Below are 22,216 nucleotides of genomic sequence, written 5' to 3'. Positions count from 1 at the left end.
CAACAACCGATCGGTATGGACCGAGGTAGCGGCTATCGTGCCGGCTGTATGGTTGTCTCTTTGCCGGGGTTGTTCGGCAGACGTGTAAACCGGATGACCATCCCCATGCCGCCGGCAAAAAACCTCCTGCCCGGCAAGGCGATAAGCCGCTCGGGGGCGGGGCGGCCGGAATGTGCATACAATCCGGCATCGCGTGCTTCCAACAGCACGGACAGGCCGCCCCCTTCGAAACGGCCGGCCAGCCCGGTCAATTCGGCCAGCGATAATTGCTGTTCCGGAGCTGCCGGTGCGGCGATGTCGTGCCAGCCATAATCGGTCGCGACCGCCCGCACGATCTCATCCATCAACCGCCGACCTTGGCCGCCATTTGTCAGAATGACGATACCTTCGCCCTTGCCGGCATAAGCCACCATCGCCGACTGGAATCCTTCGTTCAGGCCGTCATGCCCGAAGCGCCTTGCGCCGTCGGTGTATAGCATCGGCCCCAGCCCCCAGTTGTCGCGCACCGGGGTCAGCATCGCCGCCGTCATCCTAGGCGATAGTCGACGCCCCGTCCGGCCAGCCGCCGATTCCTGGATATCGAGCAGCAACCGCGCCAGGTCCCCGGCCGTCGTCCAGAGGCCGGCCGGCCCCAGTTCGGGATAAACATGAAAATTGCCGGGGATCGGCCGCCCGCGCGCATGCCCGAAGGCCAGGTTGTCCCGGACGATGGGTGCCGATGAAAGCGCAAAGGTGCTGTGCGCCATGCTCAGCGGGCGCAGCAGTTCACGATCCGCCAGTTCGGCAAAGGGTATGCCGCTCGCATCCGACAGCGCAAGTTGCGTCACCACATAGCCGCCGCCCGAGTAACGCCATTGTCCGCCCGCCGGCAGGATGCTGCGTACCGCCGCGCTGTTGGCAGGCGATACGCCGTCCAGGATCTGTACGGTCGTAGGCAGTGATGCGCCCGGCGCATAACCGGCAAAACCGTGTACGCCGAGGCCGGCCGTATGGCTGAGCAATTGGCGCAGAGTGACACCATCGGGCGCAAGTTTTGCGTCGCGCGGCAGCTGCCAGCTATGCAGCGTCTTGTTGATATCAGCATCCAGCGCGATCCTGCCCTGCTCGACCAACCGCAGCGCAAGCATGGCAGTCACGACCTTGCTGATCGATGCTGCCTGAAACGCCGTGTTGGCCGTTGCAGGGGCGCAACTGGCGGTGTCGCGAACACCCCAACCGCGCGACCAGTCCAGCTTGCCCCGATGGATCACGGCCATGCTGATGCCGGCCACGCCGTGGATACGCATCTGCTCGGTCAGGCTGAACGGCCTGGCACCCGGCAGAAGTACGGGCGGACGCAGGTTCGTCGCGACGTTGCGCGTATGGACGTTGATCGGTCCGCCGATTGATTCCTCGGGTGCAGGGCAGTCGCGTGGTTGTGCCATGGCCGGCACTGCCGCGATCGAGCCGAGCAGAAGAAATCCCAGAGTAGTTCGCATGGCCTGTTTTCCCCTATGCAAGGTATGGAACGGGCGCGCGCCGTCGCTGCGCAACGGAATACGCGGTGGCGTGCGCAATCTTCGGGTCGGAACCTAGCCTGTCGTTTCTGCAGGCGAGACACGCTGCGGCAACTCCGCGTGCCAGCGCGCCATCGCTGCCAGCATAACCAGTTCAGCCGCCAGGATCGCCGCTTGCAACAGCGCCTGCGTGATATCGAGATAGAGCAATGCCATGACCGGAACGACCGTCACCGTCGCTGCCAGGGTCAACGAGGCGGTCTTCATCACCCGCGGCCAGTCGTGTTCGAGAATCAGCCACGCCATGCGCAAATGCCCGATACCCAGCAGCAGCAACAGACCGATCACGGACGGTACCACCATCCGATAGACGCTGACGGTCAGGGGGGACTGTCTGGCGATCAGGTCGACGACGCTGCCATTCGGCACGAAAAACGGGAAATCAAACACCGCACAGCCGATTTGCAACCCCGCCAATGGAACCATCAGTCCGAGCGCCAGTGCGTGGGCGGTAACGCCGAACTGCCCTCCCGCATGCGTTGGCAAGCGCAGCACGGCCGCGAAGAAGCACCCAAGCGCGAAGCGGAACGCACCGCCCGCTTCGATCGCCACCTCCAGCTCAGCCTGCATGGCCAGTCCCCATGGACGGCGACGTTCTTCCATGGTCGCAATAGCCAGAGTCATCAACGTGCGTGTGAAGAACCTCTTCATGCCGTTGCCACCCTTCCGCCTGAAATCTGCGCAGACGCGGTCGCTTCTCGCGCGAGTACCGCGCCCGTTGCGGTGAGACGATAGGCATGCCTTGCCGGAAGGCCCGGCCGCTCCGGCGCATGCCACTCCGCCTCGACCAGTTCCTGATCGGCCATCCGCATCAGCAAGGGGTACAGCGTCCCTGACTGCAGGCCGGTTTCCTTCATCAGATCATAGCCATAGCGCCACTGCTGTGTGCGGGCGGACAGGGCTGCCAGCAAGGCAAGCATCTGTTTCGATGGGCGACGGGTCCGAACCATACCAAAACGTCACATATGTAGACTTATTCGTCAAGGCAGACCATTCGCATGGAAACGTCTTCGCAATGCGTCCAGTATGGACGGCAAACTTCAACGGAGAGATTCATAGGAGGAAGCGTCAAGACCCACTTGTGGACGTTCGCGGTCTGCTTTCGGCTCCCCAACTTCAGACATCCATTCATGTCCGCTCGGCGCATTGATCAGCAATGGCGAGACTGGCGAGAAGTGAGGGACAAACCCGTCATCCCCATGCCCGCCGCAGAATGTCAGCTTGCCTCAAAACCTGCCGGTCAAATGTAGCAGGGCCGCCAAGCGCCCTCTCACCACTTCTCGCCGTGTGGCCTCTCTTTCGAAAACCACCTTCGTCTGATGGCCGAAATACTCGACCTTTGCGCCCCTTGTGCGCGATGGGGGCCACCCACATGCCGGGCATGTGCACGCGCAAGCAAGCCCGCGCCGTGCCTGGGAAATCTGAATGAGCGAGCCATCGGCTGTCGGCCATAGACAAGCTCGACGCCAAATGCGGCAAAAGGCCTGTGATCTGCATAGCCAAAGGGATTGATAGGAAGGGGCGCGCCGGCCATGCCCGATGATGACGCGTCGGCGTGACGCGGAAAAGCAAAACTCAAATAGTGGGCGCTGTGAATAAATTGTCAGGATGGATCAGAATTCTATTGCACCTGTCATCTTGTTGAGAGATTTTTGGCGTCTGGGGATGGCGGCTTGCGCCATCGATACGAAATGGTGGGGCCATAATCGATGCACATCGTCATCGTCATCCCTGGGATCATGGGTACTGCGCTCGAACTTCCTGCCCTCGACGGCGGAAAAGGCGAGATGGTCTGGCCACCAACGCCGCTGGAGACAAAATTCGGCTATAAGCGCCGCGACAAGCTCGTTGATCCCAGAGTGCGCCCGACAAAGATCATCCGTCATGTGCTATGCGTGCAATTTTACAGCGGCCTGTTCGATCAGCTTGACCATCTGGGCTTCACCGAAACCGGGCAGCAGAATCGTCTGCTTGCCTTTCCCTATGACTGGCGGCTTGATCTTTTCACCGTAGCCGGTCAACTCGAGACACTCATCGCAAAGGCCCATGCCGATGGCGCCTCAAAAATCACGCTGGTCGCCCATAGCATGGGCGGGCTTGTCACGCGGCTCATCCTCGAAGACCCCGCCATGCAGGCCAAGCCCTGGTTCGCGGCGATCGACCAGTTCATAGCCATTGCAACTCCGCATCTGGGTGCACCGCTCGCGCTCGCCCGTGTCCTCGGCCTCGACAGCGCCATGGGCATCAGCAAGGCTGACTTTGCTTGGATCGCAAGGCAGGATGGCTACCCGTCTGCCTATCAACTGCTGCCTGCGCCAGGCGATTTATGCTGCTGGAACCAGTCCAGCCTGACACTTACGCCCCTCGACATTTATGATCCCGCCACTGCGGAAAAGCTGGGCCTCAAGACGGCGCTCCTCGAGCGCACGCGCGCGGTTCATGTGCGGCTCCATGCCGGCCGCCGCGCCGCCCATATCCGATATTTCTACTTTGCTGGCAGCGGGCACCGCACGGTCACACGCGTCAATCTCTTCACAAAGGGGCTGGGGGAGTTGGACCTTCCAAGGTCAGTGGTCACCCGGACTGACGAGGCCGGAGACGGAACCGTACCCCTCACCAGCGCGCTGCCGGTCCTCGGCCAGCATCATATCGCCGTTAATGAGCATTCGACCGCCTTTGCCGGCGACCCTTTTCACCGCGTCTTTGCGCGCTTATTGGGCTTTGACGAGGGTTATGCGCTGGAGGCCGTGGGCGATGAGGCAAGGCTCACGCTAGAAGCCCCCATCATCGAAAGCGGGTCGACCATCGAGGTTGTCCTGAGCGCGATCAACAAGGAAGGTTGCCTCACCGAGATCGATGGCGCCCTCGTGCTGATGAAGAAGCCCGACATGGAAACGGACCAGGACATTGAGGTCCAGCGCATACCGATACGCTATGCAGGGGCACCGTTCACGCGGCTCCATTTCCGCCTGAAACCTATCACTGAGCCCGGGCACTATGTCCTGCAGTTCTCAGGGTCCCCCAACGTCGCCCAACCGGTCGCATTCAGCGTCTTTGCTGAAGAGCAGGATGCAAGCTGATCCATGTGGGTGCCAGCGGATATCGAAAATGCGGTGAGGATCTATCCCGACAAGGCCGCCCTTGCACTGTCCGCGATGCAACTCGGCGACGCAAAGCCGCCGCTCAATGCCGCAGCGCTCAACGGGCTGGCGGCATTCTACGACGGCAATGTGGGAGAAGCGTGGCGGACAGTCCTGGAGTCGACAGGGCGTCTTGACATATTCGCGCGCGCCTTGGCGGTTCATGGGGTGCCGATCGACTTTTCACCGCCGCCGCCCCTGCCACCGGGCAAGGATCTCAAAGACTTTCAGGACTTTTGCCGGCGCCTTAGCGGCTTTCATTGCCGGATCGAACGCGGCACCCAGCCTGTGGGATCGGGCGTCCTCATCGGGCCGACCTCGGTGCTGACCTCCTGGCACGTCATCACAAGCGTTGCGCCCGATGCCGCAGCCCCTGTCCCGCCGCCCACGATCAAGGTGCGCCTTTCCGACGGCCAGGTCATGAGCGCGGTCTTCCCGCCCGTTTCTTTCTCCAAATGCAGCCTCAACGAATATGCCTATAAATTACCCGTCGATGAGGCAGAGCTGGCCGGCTTCTCGGATTTTGCGGTTCTGCAGCTCGAACGCGCGGTCGGCCCCGCCTTCGGAATGGCACGCCTCGCTAAAGCGCCCCAGGCCTATGCGAATGGCGCGGCTATCGTTGTTGTCCATTATCCCCTGGGTGTCGGTCCCGAGATTGGCTTGGGCTCTATCGGCCGCCTGCGCGGCCTGAAATCCCGGTGGTCGCATAGCGTCGGGACGGATCGCGGCTCTTCGGGCGGTGGCTGTTTCGACAGCGCTTATGCGATCATGGGAATCCACCAGGGCAGGGGGGAAACAAACCGTGGCAGGCTGGTGCCGGCAAGCTGCTTTCATGCCGATGTCGCCCGGATCGTCGCCAATGATATTGCGCCGCCGCGTGTCTGGTCCCTTGATGGCTCTCCAGATGGCGAATTCATCCTAGGGCGATCGAGCTTCTTTGATGGCTTTGCGGCGGCATCGCGTGACGGACCCATTCGCGGCATTCGCGTCAAGCGTGCTGACCCGACCGCTGATACGAGCGGCCTGGCGTTCAGCTACCGTATCCTCGACCGTCTGGTAGCGCGCGACCCCTCTGCGCGCCTGTGCCGCCTCAGTTTCGAGACGCTCGTTGAAGATCTAGTCAGCTATATCGCATCGCGTGTGACAGCCTGCGGTCTCCCGGTCGACGCGCCCGCAGCCGTAGAAGGGGTTGCCAAAGGCCAAACGCAGCCCGAGGCGATCGGGGCTGATCGCGGGCGCCGCCTCGCGCTCGCTATTAACAGCGCGCTCGAGCCAATCGATCAGCGCCTCTGGCTCTATTTCGACCATCCCGCTTTGGCTTTTGGCGATGAGATACGTTCAACCCTCGAAGCCTTTGTCGATCAGCTCATTCTCCTCCCACGGGTGCGGATCGTGATTGCCGGTTTCGAGGCGGTTCCGCTACCGGGCGCTGACTATGCCAATGCCGCCCAGGCGCGTGCCGAGAGCCGGCCGGGTCTTGTCACGGACTATATTTCCGGCTTTGCGCCAAGCGATATCACCGCTTTTCTGAGCGATGCGTCGCTCGCTGCCGGCAAGACGCTCAGTATGGAACGCATCGCCGAACTCACTCAACTGGCCCTCGCCGATCTTCCCCATAGCAACGGAATCCTCGCGCCCTGGCTTGCCGAACAGGCCGCCGAACGCCTGCGGCCAGCGATACGTGCGCTTTTTGCCGAGACCGCGACTGTGCAGGCAGGCGCGCTATGAGTGCGCTTCCTAAGGCTACGATCGCCCTTATCGATGCGGCAAAGCGCTTCGCGGCCCTGTCGGGTCGCTTCACGCTTCACGACGCGCTGCCGCGCGAAGCCCTTCAGAGCCCGGGCCTTGCGGCCGTGGTTGCATCGGCCCTCGCCGAAGCCTGCGATGTCGATCTTGATGATTCAGGACGGTGGCTGCTGCGCTCCAATGAACGCCGGTTCGTCCTTACTAGCTTGCGTGAATCCGGCGCGCTGAGCGCTGCGGTCGGGCAGCGCATGGCCTTGGGCTATGATCCCGAAACACGCCAGCTGCTTGCAGCCGCGCTTGGCACCGGCGATTTCGCCGAAACCGTCGTCGAGCGCGACATTGCCGATCCCGGTGTCGATCAGGCGCGAATTGCAGCGATCGTGACGGCGATCGAGCGCGCCGGCGGAGCCTTGATGCGCTTCCTGGCCGCTGCCAAATCCCGCCTACACAGCTTTGAGCGCGACGAACGGCGCCGGTTTGTGACCGAACAGCTCTTTGTCGGGCGCGTTGAAGAAATGACGGCGCTGCTGGACTGGTTCAAGCAGGGCCTCGACCAGCCGCGCGCCCGCGCCGCCTATATCGGCGGCATTCCCGGCATTGGAAAATCCGCACTCCTCGAAGAGACCGTCCAGCGGATCGAGGCTGAGGAAGCCCCGATTGTGGTGCGCCTCGATTTCGATCGGGCAGGCCTCACCATCCTCGACCTCTTGCGCCTCACCATGGAATTGGCGCGCCAGGTCAGCGCCCAAATCAGCCCGGACAGCGCCGCGCTCGCCGAAGCGCGGCTCGTCGCTGGGAGGGTCGAGCAAGGCAGCGAGCAATTCATCGCCCCCGATGCGTCTAAATTTCCCACTCGCCTTGGCCATGCCATTGGCGAGGCCGTCGCTACATCGGGCCGTCCCGTGATGCTCATACTCGACACGCTTGAGGTCTTGCGCGGACGCGGCGAGCAGCATCCCGTCGCACTGTTCGAATGGATTGACCACCTTGTAAACGCGGGGGTGAAACCGCTGCATATTCTCGCTGCGGGCCGCGGAGAAGCGCTCGACAGCTGTCCCGACCGCATCGGCCTGCTGATCGCCCTTAAAGGGCTGGATGACGCCTCGGCGGCCCAGATGCTGGCAAGCCTTGAGGTTCCTGGATCAAGCCGCGGCCATATACAGGATATCGCTGACGGCAATCCGCTCGTGCTACGCTTGGCGGCCGAATGCGTGCGCCGCTTTGGCGGCGCTGCCCTCCCTGACCAAGCGATCGACCGGCAGATCACAGCGCCCTATCTTTATCGTTTCCTCCTGTCGCGGCTGGACGATCCGTTGCTGTCTGCCCTTGCCAATCCGGGCCTCATCGCACGGCGTATCAATGCCGACTTTCTGCGCGAGGTTCTGGCACCGGCGCTGAATCTCCCGCCGCTGAGCGAGGCCGCGGCCTTATCCTGCTTCACAAAGCTTGCCGCCCAGCATTGGTTGGTAGGCCCGGATGACGAGCCGGGGTTTGTGCGCCACCGGCCGGACATGCGCCATGTGCTGCTCCCGATACTCTATATCGAACAGCCCCAGCAATGCGCTCGCATAGATCTGTTGGCCGAGCGCTGGTTTTCACGCCGCGAGGATAATCCATCGCGCATCGATGCCCTGTATCACCGCCTGCAGCGCATGCGCTCGGGCGCCAGGCCCCCCCGCATCGCGCCCGGCATCGCAGTCCAGTTCAGTCCGGACATGATCGCGGAGCTTCCCGATACAGCGCAAACCGAGCTCCAGCGCTCTACAGGCCGGCGCAGCGCGCAATTCCGCACCAGTGCGTCAAGCGGCCGACAAATGGATGAGCGAGAGGCCACCCACGAGATAATCGGGCTCATAGAGCGCCAGGATTGGCGGGAATGCCGCTATGTCGTCGAAAGGGTCCTCCAGGCAGGTGAGATCGATCCGGATGGTGACCTGTCCGTCGCCATCATGGCATTTCACTGGCGGGTCGGCGAATGGCATAGCGCGCGGCAGCGCCTCCGGGTCCGCCGGCCGACTGAGCCCTTCAATGTCGCCATGATGCCCCCCATGCTGGGCGCCACTCTCCTGGAAATGTGGGCCGAGACTGGAAGCTCAGAGATTGGGCGAGCGCTCCAGAATGGGCCGCTTCTGTCTATCCTGGGAGAGGCCCAGCAGCAGCCGCGCTCACTCGCCAGAATCGGTGCTCTCGGCTTTCGATCCATGGCATTGGATGCAGCATCTCGCGGCGTGGCCTATGATCGCGAGCCCGACCCACGAAACTATTGTCTCGTCCACTATGTGGATGGCCATGAGGGCTCGGCTGGATTTCAGGTCGAGACCATAGCGCGCGAGCGTATGCGCCAGCGGCTGGCCGACGAGCGTTCAATCGACGTGCCGGCCGGCCCGATGGCGGTCGCATCGCTCACACCTTACGCCCTTTACGCTGCCAACTTAGCGCTCCAGCCGGGCAACCAATGGATCGAAGAGCAAGCGCATGCCGATGAAGCGCGGCTCGGTCGACTGTCCAGCCTGTTCAACGGTGCCCGGTTCAACACCCCGTCCGACAGTCCCATCGCCGGTATTGCTGGTCTTGGCCTCTTTGCCGAATGGGCCGAGGCGACAGTCTTCTTCCGACCCCATGCCGAACTGCGGTCCCTAGCCACGTCAGCGGAAAGATGGCGCCGCGCGATTGCGGGCGACTGGCGCTATGGACGTAAACCCGCCGGGTGGCTTCGCGACCAATGGAGCCCTGTCGATCCCAGTGGATTTGGAAGCATTCAAGCTCCTCTTGTCCTTGACTGGGCGCTCCATGCCCGCGTGCTGAGACTGGGCGAAAGCCATGATCCAGAAACAGCGGCTACTGAAGATCTCGCCGGCTGGGCGCCCGATGGTGATCCTCATCGTCTGCTCCAGATGCTGGTCGAGCGCTATGATCAGGCGATTAGAATAGCCACCCTTATGGACAATAGATTCAGGCGGGCGGCCCATCTACGCCGACACCGCGTGCCTGCCGCCTTCTTGCCGGCGCTAGTCGTCTTGCTGGACGCGGTGCACCTCAGCCTGGATTGAGCGCGCATTGCGCTTGCGTCGGAATCGCTGGGCAAACACAAACGCTACGACAGTCGCGCCAGCATGTCCGGTCACATGTATACATACCATATCCGTCCTAGTAGCGGCTTCCCGAATCGCAAGTTCGAGAAGCCATGGCGACGCGCCGAACGACAATGTCTGAGCGGCTGCCGACCGCCGGCTTTATGATGCTCGATTGGCAGCTCCTGTCAGACCCGGACGTTCGCCCCATCAGACGTGAACGGCAATATCTGGTCGACAACCGCCGATAGGCCTGATCGGCAAGAAGTGGGACTTTGCTGCCGTTCCTTGTGGCTCAACGGTATGGCGGCTTCTGGCCCATAAGCTGCCGGTCGGGTGGCGACCCATTTGCAGCCGTTCAACCGCCGATTTGCAGCACTGAGGTGCGGACGTTCTGCTTATCATGACTGGTGGGTAAGTCGGTGTGTGATCAAGTTACGAAACAGCACGCGTCGACCGTTCATCTCTGGGTGCGAAAATTCTTGGAGTCACGGCTGACGTGTATCTGACCGGAGAAAATAGCGCCGTTAACCGCGTTGTGTTCTGTCAGTCGGCGTCGGCGTTCGGCCAGAAATTCAGACGCTTTTCCGCTTTCGACATAGTCAAAGGCACTAATCTGGGCATCCAGCAGCGTCGCATGTATGCCCTGGCCTTTCACGTTATCCAGATTGAACCGGAACGAGCCATCATGGGCTGGTACAATCTCGATCGCTATGCCCGCCCGCTCAATGAACCTTTCGCCGCCTGGCAAGATGCACCACTTTGGTGAATTGATGAACGTCTTGCGACGGTGGACGTAATTCGAAAATTCAACGTGTTGCTCGCTACCTACTGTGCTTTCAGTCAAATTGTCGCAGCATTTTTCGCCGACGATCATCGTTCCCCAATTCGGATGCGTGACCATGTGGGTGTAGCGTAGTTCCTTCCCGCAATACTCGCATTCGCCATCCAATCCGCCAAGATCGTCTTCGCCGATAAATTCCCAGTCTTTCGACGGCATGATGATACCATGTTCCTTGGCATAGCATCCCCGGCAAAGCACGTCACATTCGTCATAGGGATAATCCCACGGCAAACGGCCTTTGACGTAATGGCGGTGATGTACCTGCAGAACGACGTCCGGAGCGGTGCGAAGACAATGGGAGCACTGACCGCCATGCAGTTTAATTTTCTCGACGCAGTAAGTCTTCCATTCCTTTTGCCGATAAAACTTCATCGTCTCCACCAACTAGATTGGCCTGAAGACAAGCCTACCTGATCGATGGATCTTTCGCGACGCATTTCGGCGTAGTCGCGGCGACCGCCCGTCAGTGCACCGCCGCCACATAAGCGACGGAGCCCACCGCGCATGGAAACCCTTCAACCACGCAACGTATAGTCAAATATGCGCACCATTACCGCGTAGCAATGCAACGATTTGATATTGCAATGCACGTTTTCTCGATATACACGCACCAAAATGGCGCAACCGTGCAACGCGCCCAGGATAAATTATGGAACATTTCACTATCATCCAAGCCCTCTGCCGCGCCGCCATGGCCGATGCGTCGCCAGCCCTGCGCAAGCAAGTCGAACGTTTGCGCGATGCCTTGGCTAAGGATGGCGAACAAAAGCAGGCGGCCACCTTGGCCGGCATCCTGACAACGGCAGAGCGCACCAAGGAGTTGGCCCCGAGCCGCATCGAACGCTCTAGGGCTCAGATTTTCGGCGAGCCTCTGACCCGCAACACACCGGTGCCTGTTGATCGCGAAACGTCGGCCCCGCTGGCTGACGTCATGTTTCCAGCCGACATCCAGTCAACGCCCCCCTTGTTCAACGCGACCGTCAGTCAGGCCATCGATACGATCATCGACGAATGGGTCAATTTCGACGCCCTCGCCGAGATCGATATCCGGCCATCGAAGACGTGCCTTATCTACGGCGTCCCTGGAACGGGCAAGACCCGCTTGGCACTCTGGATCGCCCAGCAGCTTGACCTGCCCGTGGTGCTGGTAAAGCTAGATGGCCTCGTGTCATCGTTTCTGGGCACGACGGCGCGCAATATTGGCAACCTGTTCTCCTTTGCGAACCGCCATCGCTGCGTTTTGCTGCTGGACGAGTTCGACGCCATCGCGAAGGTTCGGGATGACCCGCAGGAAGTCGGTGAGATCAAGCGGGTGGTGAACGCGCTCCTGCAAAACCTCGATATACGCCGCGACGTGGGCTTTACGATCGGCATCACCAACCACCCCAAGCTGCTGGACACAGCCGTCTGGAGGCGCTTCGAGGTCCAGCTCGAAATCCCCAAGCCCGACTTCGAAATCCGCAAGGCGATTGCCGCGCATTTCATGCCGCCTGTAAAGGCGCCGGACAGCCATTTGCGGCTGATTTCCTGGTTCACGGAGGGCTCGACTGGGGCGGAGATCGAGTCGCTCGTCCGCACATACAAAAAGGCGACCACACTGCGCGATGAGGACAAGCGCGGACTTTTGGACACATTGCGCCAGTTCGCGACACTGAACGCGGCGCGGGTTCAAAGCGAACGGCGGGCATTGCTGTTCGACGACCCCGGCACTCTGTTCCGGGCGATGCGCGATGATCCGATCCTCGACTTTTCCATGGCCGATATCGGCGAGATCGCCGGCAAGGACAAATCAACAGTCAGCCGCCAGCTTGGCCGTGTAGCCAAGGCGGGTGAAGGGGAAGTTCCCAATGGCTAGCCCGATCCAGATCGTCCTAAACCCCGAGAATTATGAGGAAGCACGCGACGCTGGCGGGGGCGGCGGACACAAGGACTTCTTTGCGCATCGCAATACCGAATTTGCCAAACATAAGGCGGCGCTCATCAGCCAGATCGATACGATCTCGGGGGTTCTGAGCGCCCAGGCTCAGGGCGATGTCGGCTTTGTGAAAGTTATCCTGCGCCGGGAGGCCTGGGCCAAGAGTCACCGGCCGGTCGCGAGCCTGTTCCGCAGCGATCGCACGCCGGTCGTGGGCGGAGGTGATCTGGGTGTCATGATCGTGGCGGCTCGCCCCGGCACCCTGAGGCAGGTCTCGGCGCAGATTGAAAAAGCCGAAGCGCATACGGAGATGCGCTTCAACGAAACCAAGCAGAAGGACGAGCCCCATCCCACCGCTCGAAAAAGCGAGACGGGCGCGATCGATCGTATTGAACTCTATGGCGCGTCAGACCGCCGCAGTTTCTCCGTTGAAGAAGCTGTCGCGTGGCTTTCCAGGCCGGCGACCGGCGGCAGCTATCAGGTCGAATTGTTCGAGGCTCTGCCGCCCCGCTCGGAATGGGATCGCCTCGATGCAGGCCAGCGCCGCCTTGTTGAAAGCTTCCTTGCGGGTTTCAGCCAGCTCGAACGCGGCCTGACCGTCGAACGCTTACCCAATCACCGCAACAAGCATCCGCTGCTATCCGTTCGCCTAGACCAGTCGGGCGATCAACCGGTCCTGCAACTGACGGGATCGACGGTCAGTGAGCGACGCCGCGAGTTGGCGCCGTTCAGCCCGGACACGGCGCGCCACGCCCGCCTGCTGGCCTTTCTCGACAACCATCCACTGGTCCGGCGCATCGAATTGCCAGGCATCGTTGTCCGCGCAAGCCAGCCGGCCAACGCTGTCGCCCGTGCCCGGCCGACCGATATTGCGCTGCCGGTTCGCGATAGCCGCCGAACGCACCCTCGCATCGGGATCATTGACGGCGGCATCAGCGATGCATTGTCCGATTGGGTTATCGATCGCTGGGACATTCTCGCCGACGAAGATGCCGATCTCGCGCATGGCACCTTTATCGGCGGCCTGGCAGCCGTGGGCGGCGCCTTGAATGGCGTGGAAATTTGCCCGGAACCCGACGGCGCGGAACTGGTCGATGTTGCCGTGTTTCCGAATGAGCGAAAGGCAGGGGCCTTCGCGTCCTACTACCCCGAAGGCCTCCCGCAGTTCTTCGATGAAATGGAGACGGCGGTCTCCGATGCTCGCGCCCGGCATGGGGTGCGGGTCTTCAACATGAGCCTCAACATCTTGCAGCCTGCGGCTCCTGATCGCTACAGCCCTCACGCTGCGCGTCTCGATCATATCGCTGAGAGCAACAATGCGATCATGTTCATTTCGGCAGGGAACATTCAACCCCAGGATCTCCGGCCTGAATGGCCCGTGGATGCCACTGCGGCCCTGGCCAATCTTGCGACCGCCCGTAACGATAGTCTGCTGACCCCCGCAGAAAGCGCACGCAACGTCGCTGTCGCGGCGCTTAATCCGCCGGGACATGGCGGGTGCGTGCCTTTTGCCCCGACTCGTTACAGCAGGCGCGGCCCGGGTCTGCGCGCCGGCGTGAAACCCGATCTTGCGCATATCGGTGGCGCGGGTTCCCTGCATCCCGAACTCGGGCACGGACTGTTTTCCATCCTGCCAGATGGAACGATCGTGGATGGCTGCGGCACCAGCTATGCTGCGCCGCTCGCCGCCAAGACCGCTGCGGTTCTTGACCATGCCATCGAAGGTGAGGTCTCACGCGAGACCCTGATCGGCCTGATGGTCCACCACGCCGAAATGCCGGTACCCTTGCAATCCAAGGAACTCGCACCGATCGCACGTCATATGGTGGGCTTTGGTCTGCCGCCCTCGGCAGACCGGATTCTCGAGACCGGCGACCACAGCATCACGCTTGTCTTCGCATCGCGGATTCAACGCGATCAGCAGATCAACTTCCGTTTCCCCTGGCCGGCCTCACTGGTCGGGCCGGGCGGGAAATGCCGGGGGCGGGCGAAGATCACCCTGGTTTCCACGCCGCCTCTCGATGCACGGTTCGGATCAGAATTTGTCCGTGTGAACATCAATGCCACGTTGCAGCAAGAAACGGCAAAGGGTGGCTGGAAAGGCCAATTGGAACCTTTTTATCTTCCGTCAAAACGCGAGGCTCCTGCTATCGAGGCGGAGCGCATCGAATATGATCTGAAGTGGAGCCCGGTCAAAGTTCTGGCCAAGACCTTTCCGCGCGGCGTTGGGGCATCCTCCAACTGGCGGCTGTTCGTGGACTATTTGACTCGCGCCGGGGAGGTCATGCCGGAGGAAGGCGTGCCGTTCACAGCGATCGTCACGATCAGCGATCCGGATGCTGAGCAGCCGGTGTTCAACGACATGCGCCAGAGCTTGCAGGCCCTTGGCACGCAGATCGCGGATATCCGAACGGCAGCGCGCATTACACCGAGGGTTTGATAGGAGGCGTATATGGCGAAATCAGTATCTCTTGGAACCAGTCGCCGTTTTGCAACGATCACCGCAGCAAAACAGAATTTTGCGCCAATGCTTGAACGCAACGACCTCAAGCAGCCATTTTCCGGCGATGATCTGGCGGATATAACCGCCCTCTATCGCGATTACTGCGCGAGGACGAATTGGCCGCTTCCCGCCGCGCCAGCGTCTTTCTTCCCGATTTACGAGCGTGACCAGGGGTATACCACGCGCTGTTTCGGTGTAGCCTTTACAGATGGCTCGGCAGGCAGGTTCTCGCTGGACAAGGCGCTCAGGGCAGTTGCCGTCTGAGACGACAGAGGGTCGCCCTAGACGTAAAACTCGGCCGGTGCCCGCACGAAAGCCTCTAACCGCAGGCTGAGCAATTTTTTTCTTCCTCGCTTCCCGTTTTTCTCTGCATCTCCGCAATGGGAGAAGAGGAGACGATCTGCGACATGTCTGACGGGGTTGAAACGCTATCGATCGAGGAGGTGGCCCGGCTGTTGAGTCGGTTGCGCCAAACCGATCATCTGCGTCTCGCCGCGCTCGCACAAGCTTGGATCAGTGGTTGTCCGCGACGCGAGGCGACCGAGCTTCTCAATGAAGCGCTTGCGCGCGTCCTGTCAGGCGCCCGCCCATGGCCCGCCGACGTCGCGCTGCCCGCGTTCCTGTCACAGGTGATGCGCAGCATTGCCAGTCAGTGGCGGCATGAAGACCAGCGAGAGCCGCTTCTCGAGGATGCCGATGTCGTTCGCGACGAGAGCGTAATTACCGTGAACCACGATTTTACCGACCTGCGCGAACGTATGCGCAAGGCGCTCGCCGACGATCGGGATGCCCTCGGCATCTTCGAGCACATCCTCGCGCAGACCAGTCGCAAGGATGTGCGCGCCGAACTCGGCACCGACGAAACGCAATATGACACGGCCCGACGCCGGATGATCCGTACACTGCATGAGCAATTCAACCCTGGATGGACCCTATGACGACGCCCCGCGACCCCGACCAGCTTCTCGCCCTAATCGCCGAAGGCATCCTTGAGGCGAGTGATGACGAGATCGTCGCCGCCGCCCAAGCACACGGTGTCGATGTGACGGCTCTTGAGCGTAAGGTCCGCGAGATCATCTCGACCCGCGTCACCGCTATTCAGGCTGCCCCGCAACCGAATTTTGCGATCGGCGCCACCGTCGCGCTCCGCTCCGATCCCGCCCGGATCGGCGTGATCACCGGCGTCACGCCCAGCAATCGCGAAACCCGGCTCAGCGTATTCATCGATGGGCGTTTAGAGACCTGGTATCTCAGCCAAGTCGTCGCAGCGGATCTCGCGCCTGGGGCGGTGCATGCGACGCTCGACGAGTTCAGCGCGCGGCTCACCGCGCTGCAGCTCTCCGAGCCCAGCATCGCAAACCTTTATTCGCTGCAGGCCGGGCGTATCGACTTCATTCCCTACCAGTTTCGGCCGGTGCTCAAGTTCGTGCGCGCCGATCGCCCGCGCATGCTGGTCGCCGATGAGGTAGGTGTCGGCAAGACGATCGAAGCCGGTCTGCTGCTACGTGAATTGCAGGCGCGCCGCCCGCTGCGCTCGGTCCTCATCGTCTGCTCGAAGGCGCTCGTCGTGGAAGAGAAGTGGCACCGCGAGATGCGCCGCTTCGACGAGGAATTTGTGACCCTAGCCAGCGACGACTTGCGCTACTGTCTCGACCAGACCGATATCGAGGGCGAATGGCCCGACCGCTTCTCGCGCGCCATCCTTCCCTTCTCGCTGGTCAACGACAATCTACTGCAGGGCTTCGGCCAGCGCGGCGGCGGGCGCGGTCCGGGTCTCAGCACGCTCGATACGCCCCCGCGTTTCGATCTGCTGATCGTCGACGAAGCCCATAATGCTCGCAACAGCGACACCAGCCTGCATCAAGGATTGCGGCTGCTAGCCGACAATGCCGAAGCGGTGGTGCTGATCACCGCCACGCCAGTGCAACTGGGCACGGGGGATCTCTTTTCCCTGCTCAATCTTCTCCGCCCCGATCTCGTCATCGATCGGCCGACATTCGAACGCATGGCCGAACCGAACGAGGCGATCAACGCAGCGATCGCGGCCATCCGCGGCGCCTCAGATGGCTGGCAGGCCGCTGCACGCGGCCACTTCCAGGAAGCCGCCGCCACCGACTGGGGTCGCGCTATGCTCGCGCCTTCGCCGGAGTTTCGCAATCTGCTGGCCGCGACGGCAGCGGCGGAGACCGACGATGATCGCGTCCGGCTGATACGCCCGGCAGAAGGTCTGCACAGCTTTGCGTCGATGATCAGCCGCACGCGGCGCCGCGACATCGGCAACTTCACCAGCCGCAAGGCCCGGACCATCGAGGTACCCTTCACGCCCGAACAACGCACCATCCATGATGACCTCCTGTCCCTCCAGCGCGCGATCTACCTGCGGACGCATGGCGCAGGGCCGCTGGGCTTTCTGATGACCACCATCCGTCGCCAGGCCGCGAGCTCTCTCCACGGTCTCCTGCCATTCCTAGAATCGATCCTGTCGCGGCGCCTGACCGACCTTGAACTGGTCGAGATCGGCGGCGATCCGCTTGAGACGGAGACGGCGGTCGACTCGATCCGGGCCGAGATCGCCGCCATCGTCGAGCGCGCGCGGGCGCTGTCGGCGGACGATCCCAAGCTCGCCCGTCTGATCGAAATCATCAGCCAGAAAACCGAGATGCCCAATCGCCGGCTGCTCCTGTTCAGTTCGTTCCGGCACACGCTGGCCTATGTCGAAGCGGCGCTGCGCGCGAACGGCGTTCGCGTCGGGCTCATCCATGGCGGCGTCACGGATGAGGATCGTCGCTCCCTGCGCAAGGCGTTCGCGCTGCCGCCGGAAGATCCTTACGCGATCGACGTGCTGCTGTCCTCAGAAGTTGGCTCGGAAGGTCTCGATTTCCAGTTCTGCGATGCACTGGTCAATTACGATATCCCCTGGAACCCGATGCGCATCGAGCAGCGGATCGGCCGTATCGACCGCTACGGTCAGGCTAGCCAGACCGTCGCGATCTACAATTTCGTGACGCCGGGCACCGTCGACTTCGACATCTTCGACCGCTGCCTGTTGCGGATTGGTGTGTTCGAGCGCGCCATCGGCGGCGGTGAGGCAATCCTGGGCGAGATCGCCGGCGCGCTCCAGGCGGTGGCGGATGACTTCACGCTGACTGACGAGGAACGTGGCGCGCGCCTCCAGCAGCTGGCCGACAATGAAATCCGCCAGGTCATCGAGGCCGATGCGCTCGAGGAACGCGAGGCCGAGCTGTTTGGCGTGCGTATCGAGCGCAACCGGATCGACGACGAAATCGCGCAGGCGTCGAGCCGCTGGTTGGAACCGAGCGCGCTCGAGCGGTTGGTCGGACTGCATCTCGAGCGCGAACTCGAAGTCGGCCGCAACCCGATCAGTGGCCAGGGGCCGGTCAAGAGCCTGCGGCTCTCCGCCGACGCACGGCGCAGGCTGGTCCCGGCACGCGGGCGCGGCACACGCCTCAATCTGGCCGAGCGGGAATGGGAAAGCTGGCTGCGCGGCGATCAGCAGACCCTCGCGCTGACCTTCGACCGCGACACCGCCAACACCGATCGCGGCCTGGCCTTCATCACCCCGGTTCATCCATTGACCCAGGCGGCCGCCCGATCGTTCGCCCGCGACGAAGAGATCCAGGTGACCTTGAAGGTCGCCGATCCGACGCTGCCGGTCGGCGATCACCCGTTCGCCATCTACCAATGGCAGATGCGCGGCTTGCGCGAGGATGCCATGCTAGTCTCGGTCGTAGAGGATCCGATCGTCAGCGCCGCGTTCACCGACATCTTTGCCACAGCGCAGGATGCTGATGATGTCGGCCTGCCTAGCGTCGCCGTGATTGAAGGCCTGGAAGGCTGGCACCACGAACTTTGGACCCGCCGTCGCGCCGCCCATATCGCGGAGGCGGGCGAGATTGCCCGCTTCCGCCGGGATAGCCTCGAAGCCAGCCACAACGCCCGGATCGCCATTCTGGAAGAGCAATTGCGGCTGGTGTCGGAGGATCGCATCCGCCGCATGCGCCTCGGCCAGCTCGCGCGCGCTCGCGCCGATCACACCGAGGCGCTCGACAATCTCGCGGCGGCCGAACGGCGCGCCGACATCCTTCCCCGCCGCGTAGCGGCCGGCATCCTGCGCGTGGAGCATTGATCATGGAGGCAGCTTTCGACATCTGGCTCGACACCCTTCGCGCCAAGCGACAGCGCTGGGTCGACGCCAGCCACGAGAATGATTTCGATCGCGGCATCTGGAACGCGACGGTCGAGAAATATGCCGATCCGAGCCATTTCATCTTCGAGCTGCTGCAAAATGCCGAAGACGCCGGAGCCAGCTGGGTGCGCTTCTCGCTTGATTCCGATCGAATCCAGTTCGAGCATGACGGCCGGCCATTCGATCGTGGCGATATCGAAGGCATCACCGGGATCGGGAACACGACGAAGCTAGACGATGGCCACAAGATCGGCTGCTTCGGTATCGGCTTCAAATCCGTCTACGTGATCACCGAAAGACCCGAGGTCCACTCGCATACCGAGGGCGTACCGCTCGCGTTCGCGATCGAGAATCTGGTGGTGCCGCGCCTCGTCGCTTCCGAGCATCGCGGCCTCACGACCCGGATCGTTCTGCCGCTCAGGCCAGATAAGGCCGAGATCACGCTCGAGCGCGCGCGCGACGGCCTTGCCACGTCCGGACCGCGCTCGCTGCTTTTCCTTCAGAACATCAAGCGTCTGCAGTGGGTCGATGGCGAGCGAACAGGTCACGCAGACGTGAGCGACAACAGCGATGGCATCCGATCGATCCGATCGGTGCTTCCTGATGGCACTCCACACCGTGAGCGCTTTCTCATCCTGTCGCGATCCGTCGAGCAACACGAGCAACGCAAGCAGTACGAGGTGAAGGCGGCCCTCCGCATGAATGATGGCGGCGAGCTCATCCCGGAGGAAGCACCTACCAGACTGATGGTATTCTTCGAAACGCAGGAGATCACCGGCCTGCATTTTCTGATTCACGGGCCGTTCCAGCTCACCGACAACCGCGCCAACATCAAGCTCGACGATGCCTGGAACGCCGAGCTTATCGAAACACTCGGCGCGCTGGTTGCCGATTCGCTCGCGGGATTGCGCGATCGTGGGCTGCTGAAGCGCGGGGTCATGGAGCTGCTTCCCAATGCAGGCGATGAGTTGCCTACGATCTTCGCGCCAATCCGGTCGATCGTCGCGAAACGGTTCACATCCGAAGCCTTGATCGCGTCACATGCCGGGCCGTTCGTAATTGCCAGCGATGCGATCCGCGGGCCGGCCGAATTACGGGAGCTGCTTGGCGACGAGGGCCTTGCGCAATTCGGCGGCCGCGCCGCGAAAAGCTGGATCGTCACCGGCTTACGCAATAGTCGGACAGAGTCGTTTCTCACCATGCTCAAGATCGAGGAATGGGGGCATACCGACTTCTTCAGTGCGTTTCAGCGCGCCTTCGGGCAGAATCATCTCTGGAATCCTGCCGAAATCGAAGCCCGTAAGCTTGCTCTTGCTTGGTTCGATGGCTTGAGCGACGACTACGCCCAGCGCTTCTATCTGGCGCTCGATCCCGCGATGAAAGCTCAGAAGCGGCCGGTCTCCGTCGCCAATCTGTGCTTCGTGCGCATTGAGGGCAGCCGTCGGGGCGCGCCCAATATCGCTTTGTTCCCACCCGCTGATACCGCGCTCGACCCTGAAGCTGGTCAGTGTGACCTGTATCTGGTCAAGAACAGCCTCATCCGCGGGGGCCGCGGACGCGGGAAGGATGTGGAAGCGCTGTTGCGCCGTCTCGGCGTCAAGGACGTTGATGAAAAAGCCTATCTGCAGGCGATCATCCGTACCCAATATGCTGGCGATGGGCCGCGACCCAACCGCGAGCGGCACCTCCAGCACATGCGCAGGTTCATGCGCTGGTGGAAAGGCCACAACGATGTCAGCCTGTTCGCTGGCAAGACGATCGTCCGGGCCGGGCCGAATGCCGATTACCACGACGCCGACACGGTCTATTTCGGCGCGGCCTACCTACAGTCAGCCTTGGACAAGGTCTATGATGGCAGCGTCGAAGGCCGTGATCGGCTCGCGCTCTGGGACGGCTATGACAAGCTCAAGCGCAAGGATCTCGTCGACTTCCTGACGGAATGCGGTGTCGAGGACGGTCTCGCGGTCGTCTATTCCACAATTCCTTACACCCATCCGAATTGGAGCGAATTGCACGGCGGCTTCGGCGCCACGCGACATATGAGTTCGGGCACAAACATCGACCACACTATAGAGGAAATCGATGCCTTGCTGGCGCGAGGTGATCCGGCGATCTCGCGGTTGATCTGGGATGCGGTCAAGCCACACGGCGCCTCGGCGATGGCAGCTCGCTTTTCGCCAAATGCCTCTCGCGCGGCGAATACGGGTCCTTCCTCACTCGCGATCGCGCTTCGCGATGCCGCGTGGGTACCCGCAAAAGACGGAACCATGCGGCGCCCCCGCGCAATCACTGCCGCCGAGCTTGCGGCCGGTTTCAGCCAGGGTGGCAACGAACCGTGGTTGCAGGCGATCGGTTTTGGCGAGGAGCAGCGTAAGCGCAGCGACCAGCATAAGGCACGCCTCAAGGCGGGCGAACTGATCGGCCTCAATGCAGACCTGGTCGAAAAGCTTGAGGGCCTGCCGGCCGATGTCCTCGCAGCGCTGAACGAGGATATCGCGCGCAAGCTCGACGCGCGCGCCTACGAACAAATCGAGTTCCCCGAGCGCGAAACGCGCGACCCCGATCGGCGCGCGGCGCGCGTCGCCGCGCGCGCGCAGCAAGCGCCGGCCAAGACCTATGAAGTCAGGGAGCGCAGCGTCCGCACGAGTAACAATGAGAGCCGAGCGACCGCGCGCAGCTATCTCGAAGACCATTACACAACGCCGCTTGGCGACATGATCTGCCAAGCATGCCAGAAGAAGATGCCCTTCGCGCTGCCGGACGGTTCGCCCTATTTTGAGGCCTCGGAACTGCTCGACGGATTGACGACCGAGCACGCCGAGACCCATCTTGCCATGTGTCCGGTCTGCGCCGCGAAATGGCGCCATGCAAACCCAATGTCCGACCCGGAGCTGCGCGCGCTTATCGCCAGTGCGACGGCTCCCGAAATCGACATCATCCTGGCCGGTGAACCGGTCCGGCTTCGTTTCACGCAGGTCCATCTCGACGACATTCGCACCGTCAGCGGAACAGGGCGTCCAAGCTGATCACCATTCGTATCCTGGAACGGCGGCTCTAGCAGAGCTCAAGATGCATAGCTGACAGTCGCGAATGTTCCCTGTTCAGTCGTTCGGCGACGGCAGCTGTTGATGGAAGCGGACGCTTGCAACGACATCGTTGAACGTCGTGAGTTGGTCGATAGCCGCCGCCACGTCCTCCATGAACGGATGGTCGCTTTCGTCGCCTGCGCACCCG

At 62.0% G+C, this 22,216-nt stretch carries 13 protein-coding genes; 9 read left to right on the top strand and 4 right to left on the bottom strand.

The window, feature by feature from the left end; translation table 11 throughout:
• Positions 1-32: 32 nt before the first annotated feature.
• The 3 genes from ASE90_RS05415 to ASE90_RS05405 form a co-directional block, all read right to left on the bottom strand.
• The gene (locus tag ASE90_RS05415) at positions 33-1,478 is read right to left on the bottom strand and encodes a serine hydrolase domain-containing protein (RefSeq protein WP_082449464.1); all 1,446 of its coding nucleotides are present in this window, start codon (positions 1,476-1,478) and stop codon (positions 33-35) included.
• Between the two features lie 93 nt (positions 1,479-1,571).
• Positions 1,572-2,207, bottom strand: coding sequence for a hypothetical protein (locus ASE90_RS05410; RefSeq protein ID WP_156361429.1), 636 nt, complete (start codon positions 2,205-2,207; stop codon positions 1,572-1,574).
• Positions 2,204-2,476, bottom strand: coding sequence for a PadR family transcriptional regulator (locus ASE90_RS05405; protein ID WP_082449462.1), 273 nt, complete (start codon positions 2,474-2,476; stop codon positions 2,204-2,206). The genes ASE90_RS05410 and ASE90_RS05405 overlap by 4 nt, the downstream gene beginning before the upstream one ends.
• Positions 2,477-3,265: 789 nt before the next feature.
• On the opposite strand from ASE90_RS05405, the gene ASE90_RS05400 reads away from it, so the two are divergent.
• Genes ASE90_RS05400 through ASE90_RS05390 form a run of 3 tightly spaced genes read left to right on the top strand, consistent with a single transcriptional unit; the run spans position 3,266 to position 9,492 of the window.
• Positions 3,266-4,636 carry a lipase/acyltransferase domain-containing protein gene (locus ASE90_RS05400; RefSeq protein WP_055996905.1) on the top strand — a complete coding sequence of 457 codons (1,371 nt, stop codon included), beginning with the start codon at positions 3,266-3,268 and terminating at the stop codon, positions 4,634-4,636.
• 33 nt (positions 4,637-4,669) lie between these two features.
• Complete coding sequence (locus ASE90_RS05395; protein ID WP_162235049.1) at positions 4,670-6,424, top strand: S1 family peptidase; 1,755 nt, start codon at positions 4,670-4,672, stop codon at positions 6,422-6,424.
• Positions 6,421-9,492, top strand: a complete 3,072-nt coding sequence (locus ASE90_RS05390; protein ID WP_055996899.1) for an AAA family ATPase — start codon at positions 6,421-6,423, stop codon at positions 9,490-9,492. The genes ASE90_RS05395 and ASE90_RS05390 overlap by 4 nt, the downstream gene beginning before the upstream one ends.
• A 481-nt stretch (positions 9,493-9,973) precedes the next feature.
• Here ASE90_RS05390 and ASE90_RS05385 read toward each other — a convergent pair whose 3' ends face one another.
• Positions 9,974-10,729 (bottom strand): hypothetical protein, encoded by a 756-nt coding sequence (locus tag ASE90_RS05385; protein ID WP_162235048.1) that lies wholly within the window; start codon positions 10,727-10,729, stop codon positions 9,974-9,976.
• Positions 10,730-11,006: 277 nt separating this feature from the next.
• On the opposite strand from ASE90_RS05385, the gene ASE90_RS05375 reads away from it, so the two are divergent.
• The 6 genes from ASE90_RS05375 to ASE90_RS05350 all read left to right on the top strand — a co-directional run bounded on the left by ASE90_RS05375 (position 11,007) and on the right by ASE90_RS05350 (position 22,008).
• Positions 11,007-12,212: an AAA family ATPase gene (locus tag ASE90_RS05375; protein ID WP_055996891.1), complete on the top strand. Its 1,206-nt coding sequence runs from the start codon at positions 11,007-11,009 to the stop codon at positions 12,210-12,212.
• A complete protein-coding gene (locus ASE90_RS05370; protein ID WP_055996888.1) occupies positions 12,205-14,712 on the top strand; it encodes a S8 family peptidase in 2,508 nt (835 codons plus the stop codon). Before ASE90_RS05375 ends, ASE90_RS05370 begins: the two co-directional genes overlap by 8 nt.
• A gap of 12 nt (positions 14,713-14,724) precedes the next feature.
• Positions 14,725-15,039, top strand: a complete 315-nt coding sequence (locus tag ASE90_RS05365) for a hypothetical protein (RefSeq protein WP_055996885.1) — start codon at positions 14,725-14,727, stop codon at positions 15,037-15,039.
• Positions 15,040-15,155: 116 nt separating this feature from the next.
• Entirely contained in the window at positions 15,156-15,713 is a 558-nt protein-coding gene (locus tag ASE90_RS05360; protein ID WP_055996882.1) for a hypothetical protein, read from the top strand.
• Positions 15,710-18,922 (top strand): DEAD/DEAH box helicase, encoded by a 3,213-nt coding sequence (locus ASE90_RS05355; RefSeq protein ID WP_055996879.1) that lies wholly within the window; start codon positions 15,710-15,712, stop codon positions 18,920-18,922. Before ASE90_RS05360 ends, ASE90_RS05355 begins: the two co-directional genes overlap by 4 nt.
• A 2-nt stretch (positions 18,923-18,924) precedes the next feature.
• Positions 18,925-22,008 carry a sacsin N-terminal ATP-binding-like domain-containing protein gene (locus ASE90_RS05350; protein ID WP_055996876.1) on the top strand — a complete coding sequence of 1,028 codons (3,084 nt, stop codon included), beginning with the start codon at positions 18,925-18,927 and terminating at the stop codon, positions 22,006-22,008.
• Positions 22,009-22,216 lie beyond the last annotated feature (208 nt).

Source organism: Sphingomonas sp. Leaf67, assembly GCF_001421965.1.
Classification (GTDB): domain Bacteria; phylum Pseudomonadota; class Alphaproteobacteria; order Sphingomonadales; family Sphingomonadaceae; genus Sphingomonas.
The sequence above is the reverse complement of the archived record's forward strand: the minus strand, read 5'-3'. Positions and strand labels throughout refer to the sequence as shown.